The sequence below is a fragment of the Streptomyces triticagri genome (assembly GCF_003429565.1).
In the GTDB taxonomy this organism is placed as follows: domain Bacteria; phylum Actinomycetota; class Actinomycetes; order Streptomycetales; family Streptomycetaceae; genus Streptomyces; species Streptomyces triticagri.
Genome location: NZ_QUAK01000228.1, coordinates 1 through 19,178 on the forward strand (window position 1 = coordinate 1; position 19,178 = coordinate 19,178).

Sequence of the window (19,178 nt, forward strand, 5' to 3'; positions counted from 1 at the left end):
CCCGGCGCCCGGGCCCGCCCGCCGACAGCGGGGTGGAGGTCGGCGGGCGGGCGCCCGGGAGCCGCGCGGCGGTCGGGTGGCGGGCCGGTGACCCGGCCTCCCCACCGCCCGTACCGCGGAAGGGAGTTACTTGATGCCGGCCGCTGCGCAGGCCTTCTTGAACTCCGCGGTGCAGATCTCGCTGGCCTTGTAGACCTTGTCCTTGATGATCGTGTCCTTGACCTGGTCCTTGGTCACGACCTGGGCGTCGTAGAGCTTCGCGGGCGTGCCCTTGAACTCACCGGTGATCGAGTCGACCTTGGTGTCGGCGATGTCCTTGAAGTCCTTGCCCTCGAGCAGGCGGACGGCGATCTCACCGGTGGCCTCGGCCTCCGGCTTGATCTGCTTGTAGATCGTGAAGGCCTGCTTGCCGGAAAGGAGCCGCTGGACACCGGCGAGTTCGGCGTCCTGGCCGCCGACCGGGACCTTCACACCGCGCTTGTCGAGCGCGGTGATGATGCCGCCGGCCATGCCGTCGTTGGCCGAGTAGACGCCCTCGAAGCCGTCCTTGCCGAGCGAGTCGATGGCCGCGGCCATCTTCTTGTTCGCCTCGTCCGGGGACCAGTCCGGGATGTCCTGCTCGTACACGATCTTGCCGACCTGCTTGTCCAGGACGCTGTGCGCGCCCTTCTTGAACAGCGGGGCGTTCGGGTCGGTCGGCGAGCCGTTGATCATCACGACGTTGGCGTCCTTGGCCTTGTCGCCGAGCGCGTCGACCAGGCCCTCGCCCTGCAGGCGGCCGATCTTCTCGTTGTCGTAGCTGACGTAGGCGTCCAGCGGGCCCTCGGCGAGGCGGTCGTAAGCGACGACCTTGACGCCCTGGTCCTTGGCCTTCTTCACCCAGGACTTGGTGGCCTTGAAGTCCACCGAGTCCAGGATGATCACCTTGACGCCCTCGGTCAGCAGTGCCTCGAACTGCTTCTTCTGGGTCTCGGTGTCCTGCGCGGCGTTGTTGTACTTGACCTCGCAGTCGGAGCACAGCTCCTTGATCTTGCCTTCGATCAGCGGGCGGTCGAAGGTCTCGTAGCGCGTGGTCTTGTTCTCCGGCAGCAGCAGACCGATGGTCTTGTTGTCGCCGTCGTCGCCCGAGTCGCTGTCGCCGGCCTTGCCACAGGCGGTCATGGCGAGGGCCATGGAGACCGCGGCGGTACCGATGACGACGCGGCGCGTCATTGCGTTCATTTGGGGTGCCTCCCTGACGTGGCCGCGTCCTTGCGACCGAGGTGTCCGGAAGTCAACTCGGCTGCGACGGCAGCGTCAAGGAGTAAATCCTTAACGAGATGACAACGGTGCCATGCGTTATCTAAGTGAAGGCAGGTACGGCGGCACCCAGAGTGCCGTCCAAAAGGGTTGAATCGCCCATTTCACTCAGAGCCAAGGCTAGCGCGCCGAGCACCTCCGCACGCCCGCCGAGCGCCCCGGGAAGCACCGACAGCTGCCGCGCCGCGCTGGGGATCGCATAGCGCCCCACGGACTCCCTGATGGGCCCGAGCACCAGCTCCCCGGACTCGGCGAGATCGCCGCCGAGCACCACCCTCGAGGGGTTCAGCAGATTGCAGAGGTTCGCCACCCCGCTGCCGATGTGCCGGCCGACGTCGGCGATCACCCGGCGGCAGCCCGGATCGCCCTCCCGGGCCAGGCGTACGACCTTCTCCATGCTGAGGTCCGAGCCGTGGCTCGACTCCAGGAGCGGCAGCACGTACCGGGCGGCGGTGAAGGTCTCCAGACAGCCGCGGTTGCCGCAGCGGCAGACGGGGCCGGCCTCGTCGAGCGTGATGTGCCCGATCTCGCCCGCGGTGCCGCCGGGGCCGCGGTAGATCTCGCCGTTGATCACCAGACCGGAGCCGACGCCGCTTGCGACCTTGATGTACGCCAGGTCCTTCACCCCGCGTCCGCTGCCCCAGACGAGCTCGCCGAGCGCGCCGAGGTTCGCGTCGTTGTCGACGGCGACCGGGACGCCGAGGCGGGCGCGCAGCTCCTCGGCGGGGTTGGTGCCCGTCCAGCCCGGCAGGATGGACGTGGAGCCCAGGGTGCCGGACTCCACGTCGATCGGGCCGGGCACGCCGAGACCCACTCCGGCCACCTTGGCGCGGGCCAGTCCGGTGCCGTCGATCAGCCGGCCGACCAGCTCGTGGGCGCGGTCCAGGCCCTGGGCCGCCGAGGCGTCCACGTCGAGCGGCTCGGCCTCCTCGGCGAGCACCTGGTGGGCCAGATTGCCGACCGCGACGCGCAGGTGGGTGTGGCCGAAGTCGACGCCCACCACCAGGCCGGCGTCGCCGCTCAGCGAGACGCTGCGGGCCCTGCGGCCGCCCGCCGAGGTGGGGGTCACCTCGACCGTCCCGCCGTCTTTCAGCTCCCGCACGATGTTGGACACGGTCGCCGCCGAAAGCCCCGTCGTCCTGGCGATCTCGGCCTGGGTCAGCGATCCCGCCCTGCGGACGGCACGGACCACTCGCTCGAGGTTCGCCCGGTGCAACGACGTCTGCGATCCCGGAGTCTCCATTGACTCAACTGCTCCCGCTCTTGGTTCCAACATGTGAACTCTAAATAGAGACTTTGCCGCCGTGTCCCGTCAAGTACTTGAGCAGAACGGGAAAAGCGCCCGCCGGCACTCGGACCGGCAGGCGCTTCGTGACCCGTACGCGTGGACGTACCGGACGTACCGGGCTACTTCACGGATCCCGCCGTGAGCCCGGACACCACATGCCGCTCGATGAACGCGAACAGCACGATGACCGGCACGATCGCCACCACGGAGGCGGCGAACAGGTAGTTCCACTCCACCGTGTAGGCACCGATGAAGTTGTTGATGCCGACGGTGAGGGGCTGCTTGTCGGGCTCCGTGGTGAGTGTGAGCCCCATCACGAACTCGTTCCAGGAGGTGATGAAGGTGAAGATCACCGCGGTCACCACACCGGGCAGCGCGAGCGGCAGCGTCACCTTCACCATCGCGCCGAACCGGCTCGCCCCGTCCACCATCGCCGCCTCCTCCAGCTCCGGCGGGATGGAGCTGATGTAGGCGGTCAGGATCCACACGGCGAAGGCGAGGTTGAAGGCCGCGTTCGTGAAGATCAGTGTCCAGACCGAGTTGAGCATGCCGAGCTGGTGGAACTCGCGGTAGAGACCGACGAGCAGCGCGGTCGGCTGGAACATCTGCGTGACGAGCACGAGCAGCAGGAAGAGCTTGCGCCCGCGGAAGCGCATCCGGGCCGTGTAGTACGCGGCAGGCAGCGACACCAGGAGCACGAGCAGCGTGGCGCCGCCCGCGACGAGCAGGGTGACCTGGAGGTTCTGCCCGAGCTCCGACTCCTTCCAGACCTCGATGAAGTTGGACCACTCGAAGTTCTGCGGCAGGTAAGTCCGGTCCCTGAGCTCGTTCTTGGGCCGCAGCGCGGTGACGACCATCTCCAGGTACGGCGCGAGGAACAGTGCCGCGAGCAGCCAGGCGACGGCCGTGATGACCAGCGTGCGGGGCTTGAAGCTGCGCTTCTTCGGCGGGCGGGGCTTCGGCGTACGGGCCGTACTCCCCCGGGTCGCCGTGGCGGTGGCCATCAGTCCTCCTCGTTCCACCGGCTGACCTTCAGGAAGATCAGCACGAGCACCACGACCATCGCGAAGTTGACCACGGACATCGCGGCGGACTCCCCGATGTCGGTCTCCTTCAGCTTGTACATGAACACCATGGTCGTGGAGGTGTCATAGCCCGGGCCGCCCTGTGTCATCGCCCAGATGATCGGGAAGGAGTTGAAGACGTTGATGAGGTTGATGACCACGCCGACCAGGAAGGCGGGCCGCAGCATCGGCAGGGTGACGTGCCGGTACGTCTGCCAGGGCCCCGAGCCGTCGAGCCGCGCCGCCTCGTAGACGTCCGAGGGGATGGTCTGCAGTCCCGCGAGCAGCGTGTATGTGGTGAACGGCAGCGAGACGAAGACCGCGACCGCCATCATCCACGGCCAGGCCGTGCTCGAACTGCCCAGCCAGTCGCGGGAGTTGTCGATGATGCCGAGGTCGAGCATCAGGGTGTTGAGGACGCCCGCGGTGCGGTTCAGCATCCACTTGAAGCCGATGGCGGTCATCAGGACGGATGCGGCCCAGGGGGCGATCAGTGCCCAGCGGGTGATCCGGCGGCCGGGGAAGCGCTGGTTGAACAGCTGGGCCAGGGCGAGCGACAGGAGCATCGTCACCGACACCACGACGACCGTCCAGATCACCGTCCAGACGAGCACCGAGCCGAAGTCGCTCTCCTCGAAGAGCTTCTTGTACTTGTCGGTGCCGGCGCTGCCGCGCACGATGCCCGCGATCGAGATGTTCAGGAACGAGGTGCGGACCAGCTCGAAGATCGGCCAGATGACCACCACGAGGATCAGCAGGATGACGGGCGCGATCCAGGGCAGCGGGCCGAGCCGGGCGATGCCGCTGCGCCGGCTCCTGGGCCTGGGTGCGCGCCCGCCCCGTCCCCGACCGGATTCGGCCGGGGACGGAGGGGCCTTCAGTGACACTGGGTCTCCTAGCGAAGAGGGTGAACGCAGTCCGGGAGCCGGCTACTTGACGTCGGCTGCCGCGGTCTCGGCCTTCTTCTGCAGGTCACCGAGGACGCTCTTCGGGTCGTCCGTGGCCGCCTTGCCGCCGGTCTTCTTGATCTCGGCGGAGATCACGTCCCACGCCGGGTCACCGAGCGGGTAGAACTTGGCGTCCGGCAGCACCTCGAAGAGCGGCTCCAGGTCCTTGTGCTTGCCGTTGGTCTGCATCTCCTTCAGCGCGTCGGTGGTGACCGGCATCAGGTTGTACATCTCGTCGAAGGCGAGCATCTTCTTCTGGTACGTGAAGTCCAGGAACTTCTTCACGCCCTCCTGCTCGGCGCCGCCGTCCTTGAACGCCATCATCCAGTCGGCGACACCGAGGGTGCTCTCGAGCGGTCCCTCCTTGCCGGGGATCGGCACGACGCCGTAGTCGACCTTGCCGTCCTTGGCCATCTGGATCAGGCTCGGGTGGCCGTTGAGCATGCCGACCTTGCCCGCAGCGAAGTCGGCGAAGGCCGTCTTGCGGTCCGTGGAGGCGGGGTTGGGGTACGTCAGGCCGGGCTTGACCAGGTTCTTGGACAGCCACTGGAAGGTCTCGACGTTCTGCGGGCTGTCGATGGTGTACTTGCCCGAGTCGTCGGTGTAGCCACCGCCGTTGCCGAGCTCCCACATCATCGTCTCGCCCTGGGTCTCCTCGGGGCCGAGCGGCAGGGCGTACGGGGTGTCGGCGGCCTTCTTGCTCTTGATCTTCTTTGCGGCGTCGGCGAGTTCGTCCCAGGTGGTCGGCGGCTCGTCGACGCCGGCCTTCTTCAGGATGTCCTTGTTGTAGAACAGCACCCGGCTCGAGGACACCCACGGGATGCCGTACTGGGTGCCGTCCACCTCGCCGGCCTCGGCGAAGGACGGTATGAGCAGGTCCTTCGTCTTGGGCGAGAGGACGTCGTCGGCCTTGTACAGCAGGTCGTCGGCGACCTTGTCGGCATAGCCGCCGGTCTGCAGCAGGTCGGGCATGTCGCCCGCCTGGATCATGTTCTTGACCTGCTTGTCGATGTCGTTCCAGTTGATGACCTGGACGTCCACCTGGTAGCCGTCGTTGGCCTTCTCGAACTCGTCGGCCACGTCCTTCCAGTACAGCTTCGAGGCGTTGGACGCCTTGTCCCCGTAGTCCGCCGCGACCACCTTGATGGTCTTGCCGTCGCCGTCACTGCCGCTGTCGCCACCACAGGCGCTCAGCCCCAGAGCCATCGCGAGCGTCGCCGCCCCCGTGGCCATAACCCGATTCCTCATGCTGCTCACCCTTCAACATCGGTCTCGACGAAACGCGGCAGGTCTCCCCATGGCCCGCGGCGCCGTGGCGCAGACCCTACTCACGCGAATAATCACCGCGACAGGCCTAGACCACTTTCGTGGCCAAGCTGAAATCACGGCCGTACGGGGTCACTTGAGCGCCCCGGCGGTCAGTCCGGCCTGCACCTGCCGCTGGAAGACGATGTACACCACGAGCACGGGCAGCATGGCGATCGTCAGACCCGCGAACAGCGCTCCCCAGTCCCCCCGATAGCCCTGGTTCACGGCGAGCGCGGCAAGTCCCTGCGGGAGTACGTACTTGCTCTCGTCCTCGTTGTTGAGCAGCAGCGGGAGCAGGTACTGGTTCCACTGTCCGAGGAAGTTGAAGATGCCGATGCTCACCAGACCGGGCTTGGCCATCGGCAGCATGATCTGGAAGAACGTCCGTGTGTGGGAGGCCCCGTCGACCATCGCCGCCTCCTGCACCCCGGTCGGCAGGGTCCGGAAGAACGAGGTGAGGAAGAAGGTGGTGAACGGCAGCGAGTAGGCGATGTACGCGATCATCAGCCCGTGCCGGGTCTCCAGGATCCCGAAGTTGTCCATCACCGCGTACAGCGGCACCAGGGCGAGGATGACCGGGAACATCATCCCGCCGGCGAACAGCATGAAGACGAACCGGTTTCCCGGGAAGGTGAAGCGGGCGATCACATACGCCGCCATCGAGCCGAGCAGCATCGTGCCGGTCAGTGAACCGGCCAGAATGGTCAGGGAGTTGATCACATAGAGGCCGATGTTGGCCTCGGTCCAGGCATGGGAGAAGTTCTCCCAGTGCAGGGACGTGGTGAAACCCATCGGGTCGCTGAGGATGTCGCCCGAGGTACGGAAGGCCGTCATCACCACCCACAGGAGCGGCCCCGCCGCCATCACCACCCACAGGACGAGGAAGGCGTGCGAGAAGACGTTCAGGGTGGCGCTCTCCCGGGCGGGCTTCGGGCCGGCCGGCACCGCGTCCTGAGGCGAACTGCCCGTACGGGAGGTGTTCTTGAGTGTGCTCATGGTCTGCGCGCTCCCGTGGGCTTCAGAATTCGATCCGGTCGCGGCTCCCGACCCGCATGATGATCAGGGAGAACACCACGCTGAGGACGAGAAGCACGACACCGATGGAGGTGGCGTAGCCGTACTGGCCTTCCTGGAAGCGCTCGTAGAGGAAGACCGGAGTCACCTTCAGGACGTGCTTCGGCATCATCACCAGGACGATGGCGAAGGAGTCCAGCGCCTGGATGCCCATGTAGATCCAGCCGGTGCGCACGGTGTCCCAGATCAGCGGCAGGGTGACCCCGAAGAACGTCCGGGAGCGGCCCGCGCCGTCGAGCAGCGCCGCCTCGTAGATGTCCCGCGGGATCGACCCCATGGCCGCGGAGAACAGCACCACGTAGAAGCCGACGAAGCTCCAGGACAGCACGGTGAGCATGGCTATCAGGGCCCAGCTGTACTCGCCGCCGAGCCAGGCCGGTCCGTCGATGCCCACCAGGTCCAAGGAGCCGTTGAGCAGACCGCTGTTGGTGTTGAACACTCGGCCCCAGATCACCGCGATGATCGCGACGGACAGCACCTGCGGGAAGAAGTAGACGACCTTGTAGAGCGACGAGCCGGCCACCCCGGAGACCGCCTGGCCCTTACGGTGCCGGCCACCCGCCGTGATCATGTACGCGAAGAACATCCCGAGTACGAGGGTGACCACCGGCGCGACGACGAGCAGCGTGACGCTGGTGACCGTGGAGTCCCAGAACCGCTCGTCGTTCCACATCTTCACGTAGTTGTCGAAGCCGATGAAGTTCGCCACCGGGCCGCCGGACCAGTCCGTGAACGAGTAGTAGATCGCCTGCAGGAACGGCGAGATCACGAAGAGGCCGTAGAACGCCAGCGGGATCGCCAGGAACCCCACGATGAAGCGGTACTTGTCGAGCGTGCGGTACCGGCGGTCGTACCGCACGCGCTGCGGGGTGAACCGCGGCGGCAGCAGCACCGCCGCGGCGAACAGCAGCCGGCCCGGGGGCTTCTGCGCCCCCGTGCTGCCGGACTCCCCTTCCTTCGGCGGCCGTTCGTCCGCCCGTATCTCCGTGCTCACGCGCTCAGGCCTTCTTGACCTTGGTGATGTCGGGGTCCTTGACGATGCGGTCGCAGGCCTTCTGCATGGTGTCCATGGCCTGCTTCACCGACATGTCACCGAGCATGAACTTGCCCATGACGCCGTTGAAGTCCTCGTCGAAGAGCTGCCCGTACCACTCCTTGAAGAAGGGGATGACGATGTTGTCGCCGGCGGCCGTGATGGCCTTCTGCGCGCTCTCGGTGCCGGGCGGCAGCTTCATTCCGTCGATCGCGCCCTTGAGGACGGGAATCGAGCCGACCTCGTTGAAGAAGTTCCGCGAGGCGTCCTTGCTGTACATCATGCGGAGCCACTCCATGCCGCCCTGCACGTTCTGTGCCTTCTCCGGGATGAGGAAGGGCTCGCCGGGCGGCGAGTAGAGCGTGCCGAACGGCAGGGCGTCGCCCTTGTCGAGCGACGGGGTGGCGCCGACGGCCATCCGGAAGCCCTTGGGCGTGGTGTCCTTGGCCTCGTTCTCCACCCAGGAGCCGTCGGGCACGAAGACGCACTTGCCCTTCGTCCAGGCGGTCTGCATCTCGGTGTGCGCCTCGGTGCCGTCGAAACCGGTGAGGACGTACTTCTTGGCGACCAGCTCCTCGAAGGCCTCGAACACGGACTTGACCGCGTCGTGCTTCCAGGCGTTCGGCTCCAAGTAGTCCATCGCTTCGATGACTTCGCGCCCGCCGACCTGCGCGAACATGGCGTACATGCTGAAGAGCATGTAGCGCGGGTGGCCGCCCGGGTAGCTCCAGCCGTGGATGCCCTTGCTCTTCGCCTTGCGACAGACGGCGAGCATGTCGTCCCAGGTCTCGGGGTACTCCATCTCGAGCTCGTCGTTCAGCAGGCGCTCCGAGTACCAGTTCCCGTAGACCGTCACGGCCAGGTTGAGCTGGTAGCAGCCCTTGGTGCCGAAGGCGCCCATCTCCCGCATCCCGGGGACGAGCGACTCCTCGACGGTGGTGCTCGGGTCGTCGTACGAGGGCGCCTTGAGCAGCTCGTCGAGGTCGGCCAGCTGGCCGTTCTTGACGAGGGTGCCGGGGGTCATGTCATCCGCGCCGGAGTTGTTGATCACGTCAGCGGAGGGCTTGCCGCGGATGATCTTCGTCTGCAGCTGCTGGGAGATCTTGGTGGTCTTCTTCTGGGTGGCCTTCGCCTCGGGGTACCGCTTCCCGTACATGTCGGTCACGTACTGGGCGTACTTGTCGCCGTATCCGCCGTCGAAGATGTAGACCGTGAGCGGGGCGTTGTCCTTCACGCCGAGCGGATTCTTCTTGGACTTGGTGCCCTTCTCGGTCTTGTCCTCGCTGCCGCCGCCGCTGGCGCAGGAGCTCAGGGCCCCGACGGCCGGCACGGTGAGCAGACTCGCTGCTGCGGCTCTCTTCATCACGTCACGACGATTCACGCCGGTGGATCGCATGCTCACGACGTCTCCAGGACTCGGGCGGAGGACCCGGTCCCGCAACGCCGAATGGCGAACGGACCGGTACCGCAGGTCGGTTGAAGCTGGTCTGTTGTGCACGTACGACGGCTGCATGGCAAGGTGCTCGCCCGCCATTCAAGGTGCCGACAGGTATAGTCCACTCCTCGCGGGTAGAGCAAGATCGAATACAGCTTCCACCGGCGTCTTTTTCGAGTTGAGACCTGTAATAAGGGTCGCCGATTCCGCTTTTGGTTCGGACAAACCCGCCACCCGGCCGGACGCTTCGACTCCACTGCCGTCGAGATCCCCTTCAACACCCTTGACACCGTGGGTCACTTGACGACCTACTGGTTCCTGCGCAGTGAACTGACAACGTTGTCGCTTGCTCAGGAAGGATCTCGGGGATGAGACCCAGACCTCGGTTCGGACACCACCGTGGGCGGCACCGAGCCGTCGTCCTCGGCACCGCCTCGCTGGTACTCGCCGCCTCGGCGCAGGCGCCGGCGCTCGCCGCTCCCGGTCAACCGGACGGCGCCGCGAAGGAGTTCAGCTCCTCCTTCGAGAAGGACGACCCCGCCCCGGACTGGCGCAGCACCGTCGAGACGGACGCCGACGGCAAGAAGAAGGCCTCGGGCGTGGGCAGCGGATTCGAGGACAGCATCCCGGGCACGGTCAACGACCGGGTGGGTGCGGTCCGCGCCAGCGACGAGAACGCGGACGGCGGCGAGGGCAAGGACAACCTCGTCGACGGCGACCCCGACACCAAGTGGCTCGCCTTCAGCCCCAAGGCCTGGGTCGAGTACGACATCGACGCTCCGGTCGAGGTCGTCAAGTACGCCCTGACCTCGGCCGACGACCACGACGAGCGCGACCCCAAGTCCTGGAAGCTGCAGGGCTCGAAGGACGGCGAGGACTGGAAGACGCTCGACAGCCGGGATGGCGAGACCTTCTCCGAGCGGAAGCAGACCAAGGAGTACGAGTTCGACAACTCCACGGCGTACGAGCACTACCGCCTGGAGATCACCGGCAACAACGGCGCGGACGACGCGGTCCAGCTCGCCGATCTGCAGCTGTCCGACGGCAGCACGGACAAGCCGGCCTCGGACATGCTCTCCGTCGTCGACACCGGCCCGGGCAGCTCCCCGACCGCCAAGACCGGCGCGGGCTTCACCGGCAAGAAGGCGCTTCGCTACGCCGGCACCCACAAGGCGGACGGCGGGGCGTACTCGTACAACAAGGTCTTCGACGTCGATGTGGACATCGAGAAGGACACCCAGCTGTCCTACAAGCTCTTCCCGTCGATGCCGGAGCCCGCTGAGGACCTGTCCTACGCGTCCACCCATGTCTCGGTCGACCTGGCCTTCACGGACGGCACCTATCTGAGTGAGCTGGGTGCGGTCGACAGCCATGGCGGGGAGCTCACCCCGCAGGGGCAGGCCGCGGCCAAGCGCCTCTATGTGAACCAGTGGAACAACGTCGCCTCGCGGATCGGCCAGGTCGCCCAGGGCAAGACGGTGGACCGCATCCTGGTGGCGTACGACTCCCCCAAGGGCCCGGCGAAGTTCCGCGGCTGGGTGGACGACGTGTCCCTGAAGGAGGTGCCGCCGGCGAAGCCGAAGGCCCGCCTGTCGGAGTACGCCTCCACGATCCGCGGCACCAACTCGAGCGGCGGCTTCTCGCGCGGCAACAACATCCCGGCGACCGCGGTGCCGCACGGCTTCAACTTCTGGTCCCCGGTGACCAACGCCGAGTCCACCAGCTGGATCTACGACTACGCGAGCGGCAACAACGAGGACAACCTGCCGACCATGCAGGCCCTTGCCGCGAGCCATGAGCCGAGCCCCTGGATGGGCGACCGGCAGACCTTCCAGCTGCTGCCCTCGGCTCAGAAGGGCACTCCGGACACCGACCGGGAGAAGCGTGAACTGCCCTTCCGGCACGACAAGGAGACGGCGCAGCCGCATTACTACGGAGTGACGTTCGAGAACGGCATCAAGGCCGAGATGGCGCCGACCGACCATGCGTCGATCATGAGGTTCAGCTATCCGGGCGACGACGCGAGCGTCATCTTCGACAACGTCACGGACGAGGGCGGCCTGACCCTCGACAAGGAGAACGGTGTCGTCACCGGCTACTCCGACGTCAAGAGCGGCGGATCCGCCGGAGCCACCCGGCTCTTCGTGTACGGCGTCTTCGACAAGAAGGTCACCGGCGGCGACTCCTCCGGCGTCACGGGCCATCTGCGCTTCGACGCGGGCGAGGACCGGACCGTGTCACTGCGGCTCGCCACCTCGCTGATCTCGGTGGACCAGGCGCAGGACAACCTGAAGCAGGAGATACCGGAGGGCACCTCCTTCGACAAGGTCAAGGGCGACGCCCAGGACCAGTGGGACGAGGTGCTCGGCCGGGTCGAGGTGGAGGGTGCGAACGAGGACCAGCTGACCACGCTGTACTCGAGCCTCTACCGGCTGTACCTGTACCCCAACTCCGGTCACGAGAAGGTCGGTTCGAAGACCCGGTACGCCAGCCCGTTCTCCAAGCCGGCCGGCAAGGACACCCCGACGCACACCGGGGCGAAGATCGTCGACGGTGAGGTGTACGTCAACAACGGCTTCTGGGACACGTATCGCACGACCTGGCCGGCGTACTCCTTCCTCACCCCGAAGAAGGCGGCGAAGCTGGTCGACGGATTCACCCAGCACTACAAGGACGGCGGCTGGACCTCGCGCTGGTCCTCGCCCGGGCCCGCCGACCTGATGACCGGCACCTCGTCGGACGTGGCCTTCGCCGATGCGTACGTCAAGGGCGTGGACCTGGACGCGAAGCCGGCGTACGAGGCCGCCCTGAAGAACGCGACCGTGGTGCCGCCGAATTCGGCGGTCGGCCGCAAGGGCATGGAGACCTCGCCGTTCCTCGGCTACACCAGCACCGAGACGCACGAGGGCATGTCCTGGGCGCTCGAGGGCTACATCAACGACTACGGCATCGCGAAGATGGGCGAGGCCCTCTACAAGAAGACCGGCGAGAAGCGGTACAAGGAGGAGTCGAAGTATTTCCTCAACCGGGCCCGCAACTACGTCAAGATGTTCGACGACAAGGCGGGCTTCTTCCAGGGCCGTGACCTCAAGGGCGACTGGCGCGTCAAGTCCGAGGACTACGACCCGCGCATCTGGGGCCACGACTACACGGAGACGAACGGCTGGGGCTATGCCTTCACCGCTCCGCAGGACTCCCGCGGTCTGGCGAATCTGTACGGCGGCCGGGCCGGTCTGGGCAAGAAGCTGGACACGTACTTCGACACCCCGGAGACCGCGGCGCCCGAGTTCAAGGGCTCGTACGGCAGCGTCATCCACGAGATGACCGAGGCCCGTGACGTACGGATGGGCATGTACGGGCACAGCAACCAGGTCGCCCACCACGCCACGTACATGTACAACGCGGCCTCGCAGCCCTGGAAGACGCAGGAGAAGGTCCGCGAGGTCCTCTCCCGGCTGTACGTCGGCAGCGAGATCGGGCAGGGCATCCACGGCGACGAGGACAACGGCGAGCAGTCGGCCTGGTACCTCTTCTCCTCGCTCGGCTTCTATCCGCTGGTGATGGGCAGTGGCGAATACGCCATCGGCTCCCCGCAGTTCACCAAGATGACCGTGCACATCGAGGGCGGCAAGGACCTCGTGGTGAAGGCGCCCAAGAACAGCGACAAGAACATCTACGTCCAGGGCGTCAAGGTCAACGGCAAGAAGTGGACGTCCACGGCGCTGCCGCACTCGGTGCTCGCCAAGGGCGGCACGGTCGAGTTCGACATGGGCCCGAAGCCGTCGCGCTGGGGCACCGGCAAGAAGGACGCGCCGGTCTCCGTCACCAAGGACGACAAGGTCCCGAATCCGCAGGACGACGTCCTCGACGGCAAGGGCCCGCTGTACGACAACACCTCCGAGACGGACGCCGAGATCGCCTCGGTGAACCTGCCCGTCAAGGAGGCCACCAAGGCCGTCCAGTACACCCTGACCTCCGCGGACCGGGCCAAGGCCCCGGACGGCTGGAAGCTGGAGGCGTCCAAGGACGGCGACAAGTGGAAGACCGTGGACCGGCGCTCGGGCGAGTCCTTCGCCTGGGACCACCAGACGCGGGTCTTCTCGATCGACGATCCGGGCAAGTACCAGCACTATCGGCTGGTGCCGACCAAGGCGACGACGCTGGCGGAGATCGAGCTGCTCGGCTAGCAATCGCAAGGGTGCGGGGCGGGTACGGAGACTTCCGGGCCCGCCCCGTCCGCATGTCCGGGACGGACCGGTGGTGCTCGACGGCGGGTGGGGTGACCGACCTCTCCCCGTACGGGGACGACAGACCCAAGTGCACCCTTTAGTGTGAATGGGTACTTTTTCGCCAACCCGGGAGGCCTCTTGCCAGGCGCAGCCGACAGTCCGGAGCGGCAGCGGGACGCCGCCCCGGGCAGCCGTCGAATACGGATCGCCGTGGCCGTCTCCGGAGCGGCCGTCGTTGCGTTCGGGGGCCTGTATCTGGCCGGACGGCTCACTCAGGGTGACGGGATACCCGAGGGGACGCGGGTCGCCGGTGTCGACATCGGCGGCCTCGATTCAGCCGCGGCCCGTGAGCGCCTCACCGACGAGAAGGGCGCGGCCTGGGCCTCGGCCCTGAAGGTGCGGGCCGGTGACCGTACGGCGTCGGTGTCGCCCGCCGCGGCCGGCCTCTCCGTGGACATACCGGCGACCGTGGACCGGGCCGGGGTGAACAGCGGCAACCCGTTCTCGGTGATCGGCTCGCTCTTCTCCGGCACCTCCGAGCAGCAGGTCGATCCGGTGGTCCGGGTCGACGAGGACAGGGCCAGGAGCGCACTCGCGGCGACCGCGAAGGACGTGGACCGGAAGTCCCGCGACGGCGCGGTCACCTTCCGTGACGGCGAGGCGAAGGCCGTGCAGGCCCGCACCGGACAGCGCCTGGATGTGGACGGTTCCGTCGACGCGCTGCGCGACGCCTATCCCGTGGCCGACGACCGGCCGGTGACCCTGCCCGTGGACCGTTCACGGCCGAAGGTCCCGCAGGCCGAAGTCGACCGCGCCATGGCCGAGTTCGCCCGTCCGGCGATGTCGGCGCCGGTCACCCTGACCATCGGCGCGGAGCGGATCACCGTCTCCCCCGGCGCACTCGCCCGGCACCTGGGCATGAAGGCCGAGCAGGCGGACGGGTCCGGGAGGACGACGGACGACCGGACCTCCGTACGGACCGCGGCGTCGGACGACGGGATGCGTCTCGTACCCGTCCTCGACGGCAAGGGCCTGCTGGCCGATCCGGCACTCGCCGACCCGCTGGGGCGCGCCGCCGGCACCCCGCGGGAGGCGCAGCTCGAGGTGCAGGGCGACAAGGTGGTGGTCGCTGCGGACGGGCAGCCGGGCCGCAGCGTCTCGGCGAAGGACCTGCAGAAGGCCGTCCTGCCGCTGCTCACCGGCAAGGGCGAGGCGGACCGTACGGGCCCGGTGGCCGGCCGGACGGTGCAGCCGAAGCTGACGGCCGAATCGGTGCAGGACCTCGGCATCAAGGAGGTCATGTCGTCGTTCACGGTGAACTTCCCGGCCGCCCCGTACCGCACCACGAACATCGGCCGTGCGGCCGAGCTGATCAATGGTTCCCTTGTGATGCCGGGCGAGACCTGGAGCTTCAACGAGACGGTCGGCGAGCGCACGAAGGAGAACGGCTTCGTGGACGGCACGATGATCCTGGACGGCAAGTACCAGGAGGCGGCCGGCGGCGGGGTGTCCTCGGTGGCCACCACGGTCTTCAACGCGGTGTTCTTCGCCGGCGTGAAACCGGTCGAGTACGGGGCGCACTCCTTCTACATCGAGCGCTACCCGGAAGGCCGGGAGGCGACGGTCGCCTGGGGCAGCCTGGACCAGAAGTTCCTCAACGACTCCGGGCACGCGATGTACATCCAGGCGACCGCCACGGACACCTCGGTCACGGTCACCTTCCTCGGCACCCGCAAGTACGACAAGATCGAGGCCGAGAAGGGTCCGCGGACCAACATCACGCAGCCCGAGAAGCACGAGGTCAAGGGCGACAAGTGCGAGCCCCAGACGCCGTACGAGGGCTTCGACGTCTCGGTGGACCGCATCTTCGAGAACGACGGCGCCGAGGTCCGCCGCGAGACCTTCAAGACCCACTACACGCCCCGCGACGAGATCATCTGCGTGGACAGGAAACAGGACTGACAGACAGGGTCCCGGCGCCTAAGATCACCGGTGGCATCGCGTGTCGGTCACCGGCTGGGTGAGGCATGGAGGTGCCGGGAGTTTGCCTTTGGAGGCATTCACCGTGTCAGTGCAGTTCAACCACACCATCATCGCGTCGAAGGACGCACGGGAGTCCGCGGAGTTCTTCGCGGAGCTCCTCGGTCTCGAAGTCGGCGCCCCCTGGGGGCCGTTCACCCCCGTCGTCCTCGACAACGGCGTGACGCTCGACTTCGCCACCCCGCCCGACGGAGCCACCCCGCTCCAGCACTACGCCTTCCTCGTCTCGGAGGACGTCTTCGACGCCGCGTACCGGAAGATCTCGGAGCGCGGCCTGGAGCACTGGGCCGATCCGCATCAGCAGCACCCGGGTGAGTACAACACCAACGACGGCGGCAAGGGCGTGTACTTCCTCGACCCGTCCGGGCACGCGATGGAGATCCTGACCGTGCCGTACGGCGGCTGGCCGACGCAGAAGTAGCGGGCCGCAGGGCATCACAGCACAAGGGCCGCACCCCCGGATTCCGGGAGTGCGGCCCAACTGCTGTGCCCAGTCGCCTACTTGCGGATCAGGCTGCGCAGCACGTACTGCATGATGCCGCCGTTGCGGTAGTAGTCCGCCTCGCCGGGGGTGTCGATACGGACGACCGCGTCGAACTCCACGCCGGTGTCGGTGGTGACCTTCACCGTGCGCGGGGTCGTGCCGTCGTTCAGCTCGGTGACGCCGGTGAAGGAGAAGGCCTCCTCGCCGGTGAGGCCGAGCGTCTCGGCGGTCTGGCCCTCGGGGTACTGCAGCGGAAGGACGCCCATGCCGATCAGGTTCGAGCGGTGGATGCGCTCGTAGGACTCGGCGATGACGGCGCGGACGCCGAGCAGCGCGGTGCCCTTGGCGGCCCAGTCGCGGGACGAGCCGGAGCCGTACTCCTTGCCGGCCAGGACGACGAGCGGGATGCCCTGGTCGATGTAGTTGCGCGAGGCGTCGTAGATGAACGACACCGGCTTGTCGGCCTGGGTGAAGTCGCGGGTGAAGCCGCCCTCGGTGCCCGGCGCGATCTGGTTGCGCAGGCGGATGTTGGCGAAGGTGCCGCGGATCATGACCTCGTGGTTGCCGCGGCGCGAGCCGTAGCTGTTGAAGTCGCGGCGCTGCACACCGTGTTCGGTGAGGTACTTGCCGGCCGGGGTGTCGGCCTTGATCGCACCGGCCGGGGAGATGTGGTCGGTGGTGACCGAGTCGCCCAGCTTGGCGAGCACCCGGGCGCCGGTGATGTCCTCGACCGGGGTGGTCTCCATCGTCATGCCCTCGAAGTACGGGGGCTTGCGGACGTAGGTGGACTCGCCGTCCCACTCGAAGGTGTTGCCGGTCGGGATCGGCAGCGCCTGCCACTGGGCGTCGCCCGCGAAGACGTCGGAGTAGGACTTGTTGAACATGTCCTCGCCGATGGCGTTCGCCACGACGTCGTTGACCTCGGCCTCGGTCGGCCAGATGTCCTCGAGGAAGACCGGCTTGCCGTCCTGGTCGGTGCCGAGAGCGTCGGTGGTGATGTTGACCTTCATCGAACCGGCGATGGCGTACGCGACGACCAGCGGCGGGGACGCCAGGTAGTTCATCTTGACGTCGGGGTTGATGCGGCCCTCGAAGTTCCGGTTGCCGGAGAGGACCGAGGTGACGGCCAGATCGTTGTCGTTGACGGCCTTGGAGACCTCGTCCGGCAGCGGGCCGGAGTTTCCGATGCAGGTGGTGCAGCCGTAGCCGACCAGGTTGAAGCCGACCTTGTCGAGGTACGGGGTCAGGCCCGCCTTGTCGAAGTAGTCGGTGACGACCTTGGAGCCCGGGGCGAGGGTGGTCTTCACCCACGGCTTGCGGGTCAGGCCGCGCTCGACCGCCTTCTTGGCCACCAGCGCTGCGGCGACCATGACGTACGGGTTCGAGGTGTTGGTGCAGGAGGTGATGGCAGCGACCGTCACCGCACCGTGGTCGATCTCGTACGTGCTGCCGTCGGGGGCGGTCACCGTGGTCGGGTTCGACGGGATGCCGTTGGTGGTGGCCGGGGAGTCGGACGCCGGGAAGGACTCCTTGCCCGCCTCCTCGTCGTCGGCGACGTAGTTGCGGACGTCCACGGCGAACTGCTCGGCGGCGTTCGCCAGGACGATGCGGTCCTGCGGGCGCTTCGGTCCGGCGATGGACGGGACGACCGTGGCGAGGTCCAGCTCGAGCTTCTCGGAGAAGTCGGGCTCGGCGGCCGGGTCGAGCCAGAGGCCCTGCTCCTTGGCGTACGCCTCGACGAGCGCGACCTGCTGCTCGTCACGGCCGGTCAGGCGCAGGTACTTCAGGGTCTCGTCGTCGATCGGGAAGATCGCGGCGGTGGAGCCGAACTCCGGCGACATGTTGCCGATGGTGGCGCGGTTGGCGAGGCTGGTGGCCGCCACGCCCTCGCCGTAGAACTCGACGAACTTGCCGACCACGCCGTGCTTGCGCAGCATCTCGGTGATCGTGAGGACCAGGTCGGTGGCGGTGGTGCCGGGCTTCAGCTCACCGGTCAGCTTGAAGCCGACGACGCGCGGGATGAGCATCGAGACGGGCTGGCCGAGCATCGCGGCCTCGGCCTCGATGCCGCCGACGCCCCAGCCCAGCACGCCGAGGCCGTTGACCATCGTGGTGTGCGAGTCGGTGCCGACCAGGGTGTCGGGGTACGCCTGGCCCTTGCGGACCATGACGGTGCGGGCCAGGTGCTCGATGTTGACCTGGTGCACGATGCCGGTGCCGGGCGGGACGACCTTGAACTCGTCGAAGGCGGTCTGGCCCCAGCGCAGGAACTGGTAACGCTCCTTGTTGCGGCCGTACTCCAGCTCGACGTTCTGCGTGAAGGCGTCATTGGTGCCGAACTTGTCGGCGATGACGGAGTGGTCGATGACCAGCTCGGCCGGGGCAAGCGGGTTGATCTTCGCCGGGTCGCCGCCGAGCTCCTTGACGGCCTCACGCATGGTGGCGAGGTCGACGACGCAGGGCACACCGGTGAAGTCCTGCATGATCACACGGGCCGGCGTGAACTGGATCTCCTGGCTGGGCTGGGCCTGGGAGTCCCAGCCGCCGAGGGCCCGGATGTGGTCGGCGGTGATGTTCGCACCGTCCTCGGTGCGGAGCAGGTTCTCCAGGAGGACCTTGAGGCTGTAGGGAAGGCGTGCGGAGCCCTCGACCTTGTCCAGCCTGAAGATCTCGTACGACTCGTCGCCCACGCGCAGCGTGCTGCGGGCGTCGAAGCTGTTCGCCGACACGACCGTCTCCTTCATCCGTGTGCGCGCATCCCTGCGCGCTGTCCCTCTGGTGCGGCGGCTTTTGCCGCGCAGTGCCGCACAACATCGCTCCGGTCCGCTAAGGTAAGGCTTAGTTAGGTAACCCTTACCGGGTGGCGGTGCGGTGCGCCCTCGGCAGTTATCTCGATGTCGAGATAACTCTAGTACATGACCGCGGCACGGTCATGCCCGGCCACCCCTGACCTCTCTCATCCAATCGAGTCGTTTAC

General features: G+C 67.1%; 12 protein-coding genes. 3 read left to right on the top strand and 9 right to left on the bottom strand.

Annotation, left to right across the window (positions count from 1 at the left end; translation table 11 throughout):
- Nucleotides 1–126: 126 nt before the first annotated feature.
- The 8 genes from DY218_RS30290 to ngcE form a co-directional block, all read right to left on the bottom strand.
- A complete protein-coding gene (locus DY218_RS30290; protein WP_233521974.1) occupies nucleotides 127–1,221 on the bottom strand; it encodes a substrate-binding domain-containing protein in 1,095 nt (364 codons plus the stop codon).
- A 121-nt stretch (nucleotides 1,222–1,342) separates the two neighbouring features.
- Nucleotides 1,343–2,542, bottom strand: a complete 1,200-nt coding sequence (locus tag DY218_RS30295; protein ID WP_128559372.1) for an ROK family transcriptional regulator — start codon at nucleotides 2,540–2,542, stop codon at nucleotides 1,343–1,345.
- 164 nt (nucleotides 2,543–2,706) lie between these two features.
- Entirely contained in the window at nucleotides 2,707–3,591 is an 885-nt protein-coding gene (locus tag DY218_RS30300) for a carbohydrate ABC transporter permease (protein ID WP_128559373.1), read from the bottom strand.
- A complete protein-coding gene (locus DY218_RS30305) occupies nucleotides 3,591–4,538 on the bottom strand; it encodes a carbohydrate ABC transporter permease (protein WP_199566901.1) in 948 nt (315 codons plus the stop codon). The genes DY218_RS30300 and DY218_RS30305 overlap by 1 nt, the downstream gene beginning before the upstream one ends.
- Nucleotides 4,539–4,580: 42 nt before the next feature.
- Nucleotides 4,581–5,846: an extracellular solute-binding protein gene (locus tag DY218_RS30310; protein ID WP_233521975.1), complete on the bottom strand. Its 1,266-nt coding sequence runs from the start codon at nucleotides 5,844–5,846 to the stop codon at nucleotides 4,581–4,583.
- 150 nt (nucleotides 5,847–5,996) lie between these two features.
- Nucleotides 5,997–6,902, bottom strand: coding sequence for a carbohydrate ABC transporter permease (locus DY218_RS30315; RefSeq protein WP_128559374.1), 906 nt, complete (start codon nucleotides 6,900–6,902; stop codon nucleotides 5,997–5,999).
- A 22-nt stretch (nucleotides 6,903–6,924) separates the two neighbouring features.
- Nucleotides 6,925–7,866 (bottom strand): carbohydrate ABC transporter permease, encoded by a 942-nt coding sequence (locus tag DY218_RS30320; RefSeq protein ID WP_233521977.1) that lies wholly within the window; start codon nucleotides 7,864–7,866, stop codon nucleotides 6,925–6,927.
- A 112-nt stretch (nucleotides 7,867–7,978) separates the two neighbouring features.
- Nucleotides 7,979–9,409, bottom strand: a complete 1,431-nt coding sequence (gene ngcE / locus DY218_RS30325) for an N-acetylglucosamine/diacetylchitobiose ABC transporter substrate-binding protein (protein WP_128559388.1) — start codon at nucleotides 9,407–9,409, stop codon at nucleotides 7,979–7,981.
- A gap of 407 nt (nucleotides 9,410–9,816) precedes the next feature.
- Here ngcE and DY218_RS30330 point away from each other — a divergent pair, with 407 nt between their 5' ends.
- From DY218_RS30330 to DY218_RS30340, 3 genes are all read left to right on the top strand, one after another.
- The gene (locus tag DY218_RS30330) at nucleotides 9,817–13,635 is read left to right on the top strand and encodes a GH92 family glycosyl hydrolase (protein ID WP_128559375.1); all 3,819 of its coding nucleotides are present in this window, start codon (nucleotides 9,817–9,819) and stop codon (nucleotides 13,633–13,635) included.
- Nucleotides 13,636–13,815: 180 nt separating this feature from the next.
- Nucleotides 13,816–15,639: a VanW family protein gene (locus DY218_RS30335; protein WP_233521976.1), complete on the top strand. Its 1,824-nt coding sequence runs from the start codon at nucleotides 13,816–13,818 to the stop codon at nucleotides 15,637–15,639.
- 103 nt (nucleotides 15,640–15,742) lie between these two features.
- Nucleotides 15,743–16,138: a VOC family protein gene (locus tag DY218_RS30340; protein WP_128559376.1), complete on the top strand. Its 396-nt coding sequence runs from the start codon at nucleotides 15,743–15,745 to the stop codon at nucleotides 16,136–16,138.
- A 77-nt stretch (nucleotides 16,139–16,215) separates the two neighbouring features.
- On the opposite strand, the gene acnA is transcribed toward DY218_RS30340, so the two are convergent.
- A complete protein-coding gene (gene acnA, locus DY218_RS30345) occupies nucleotides 16,216–18,945 on the bottom strand; it encodes an aconitate hydratase AcnA (RefSeq protein ID WP_128559377.1) in 2,730 nt (909 codons plus the stop codon).
- Nucleotides 18,946–19,178 lie beyond the last annotated feature (233 nt).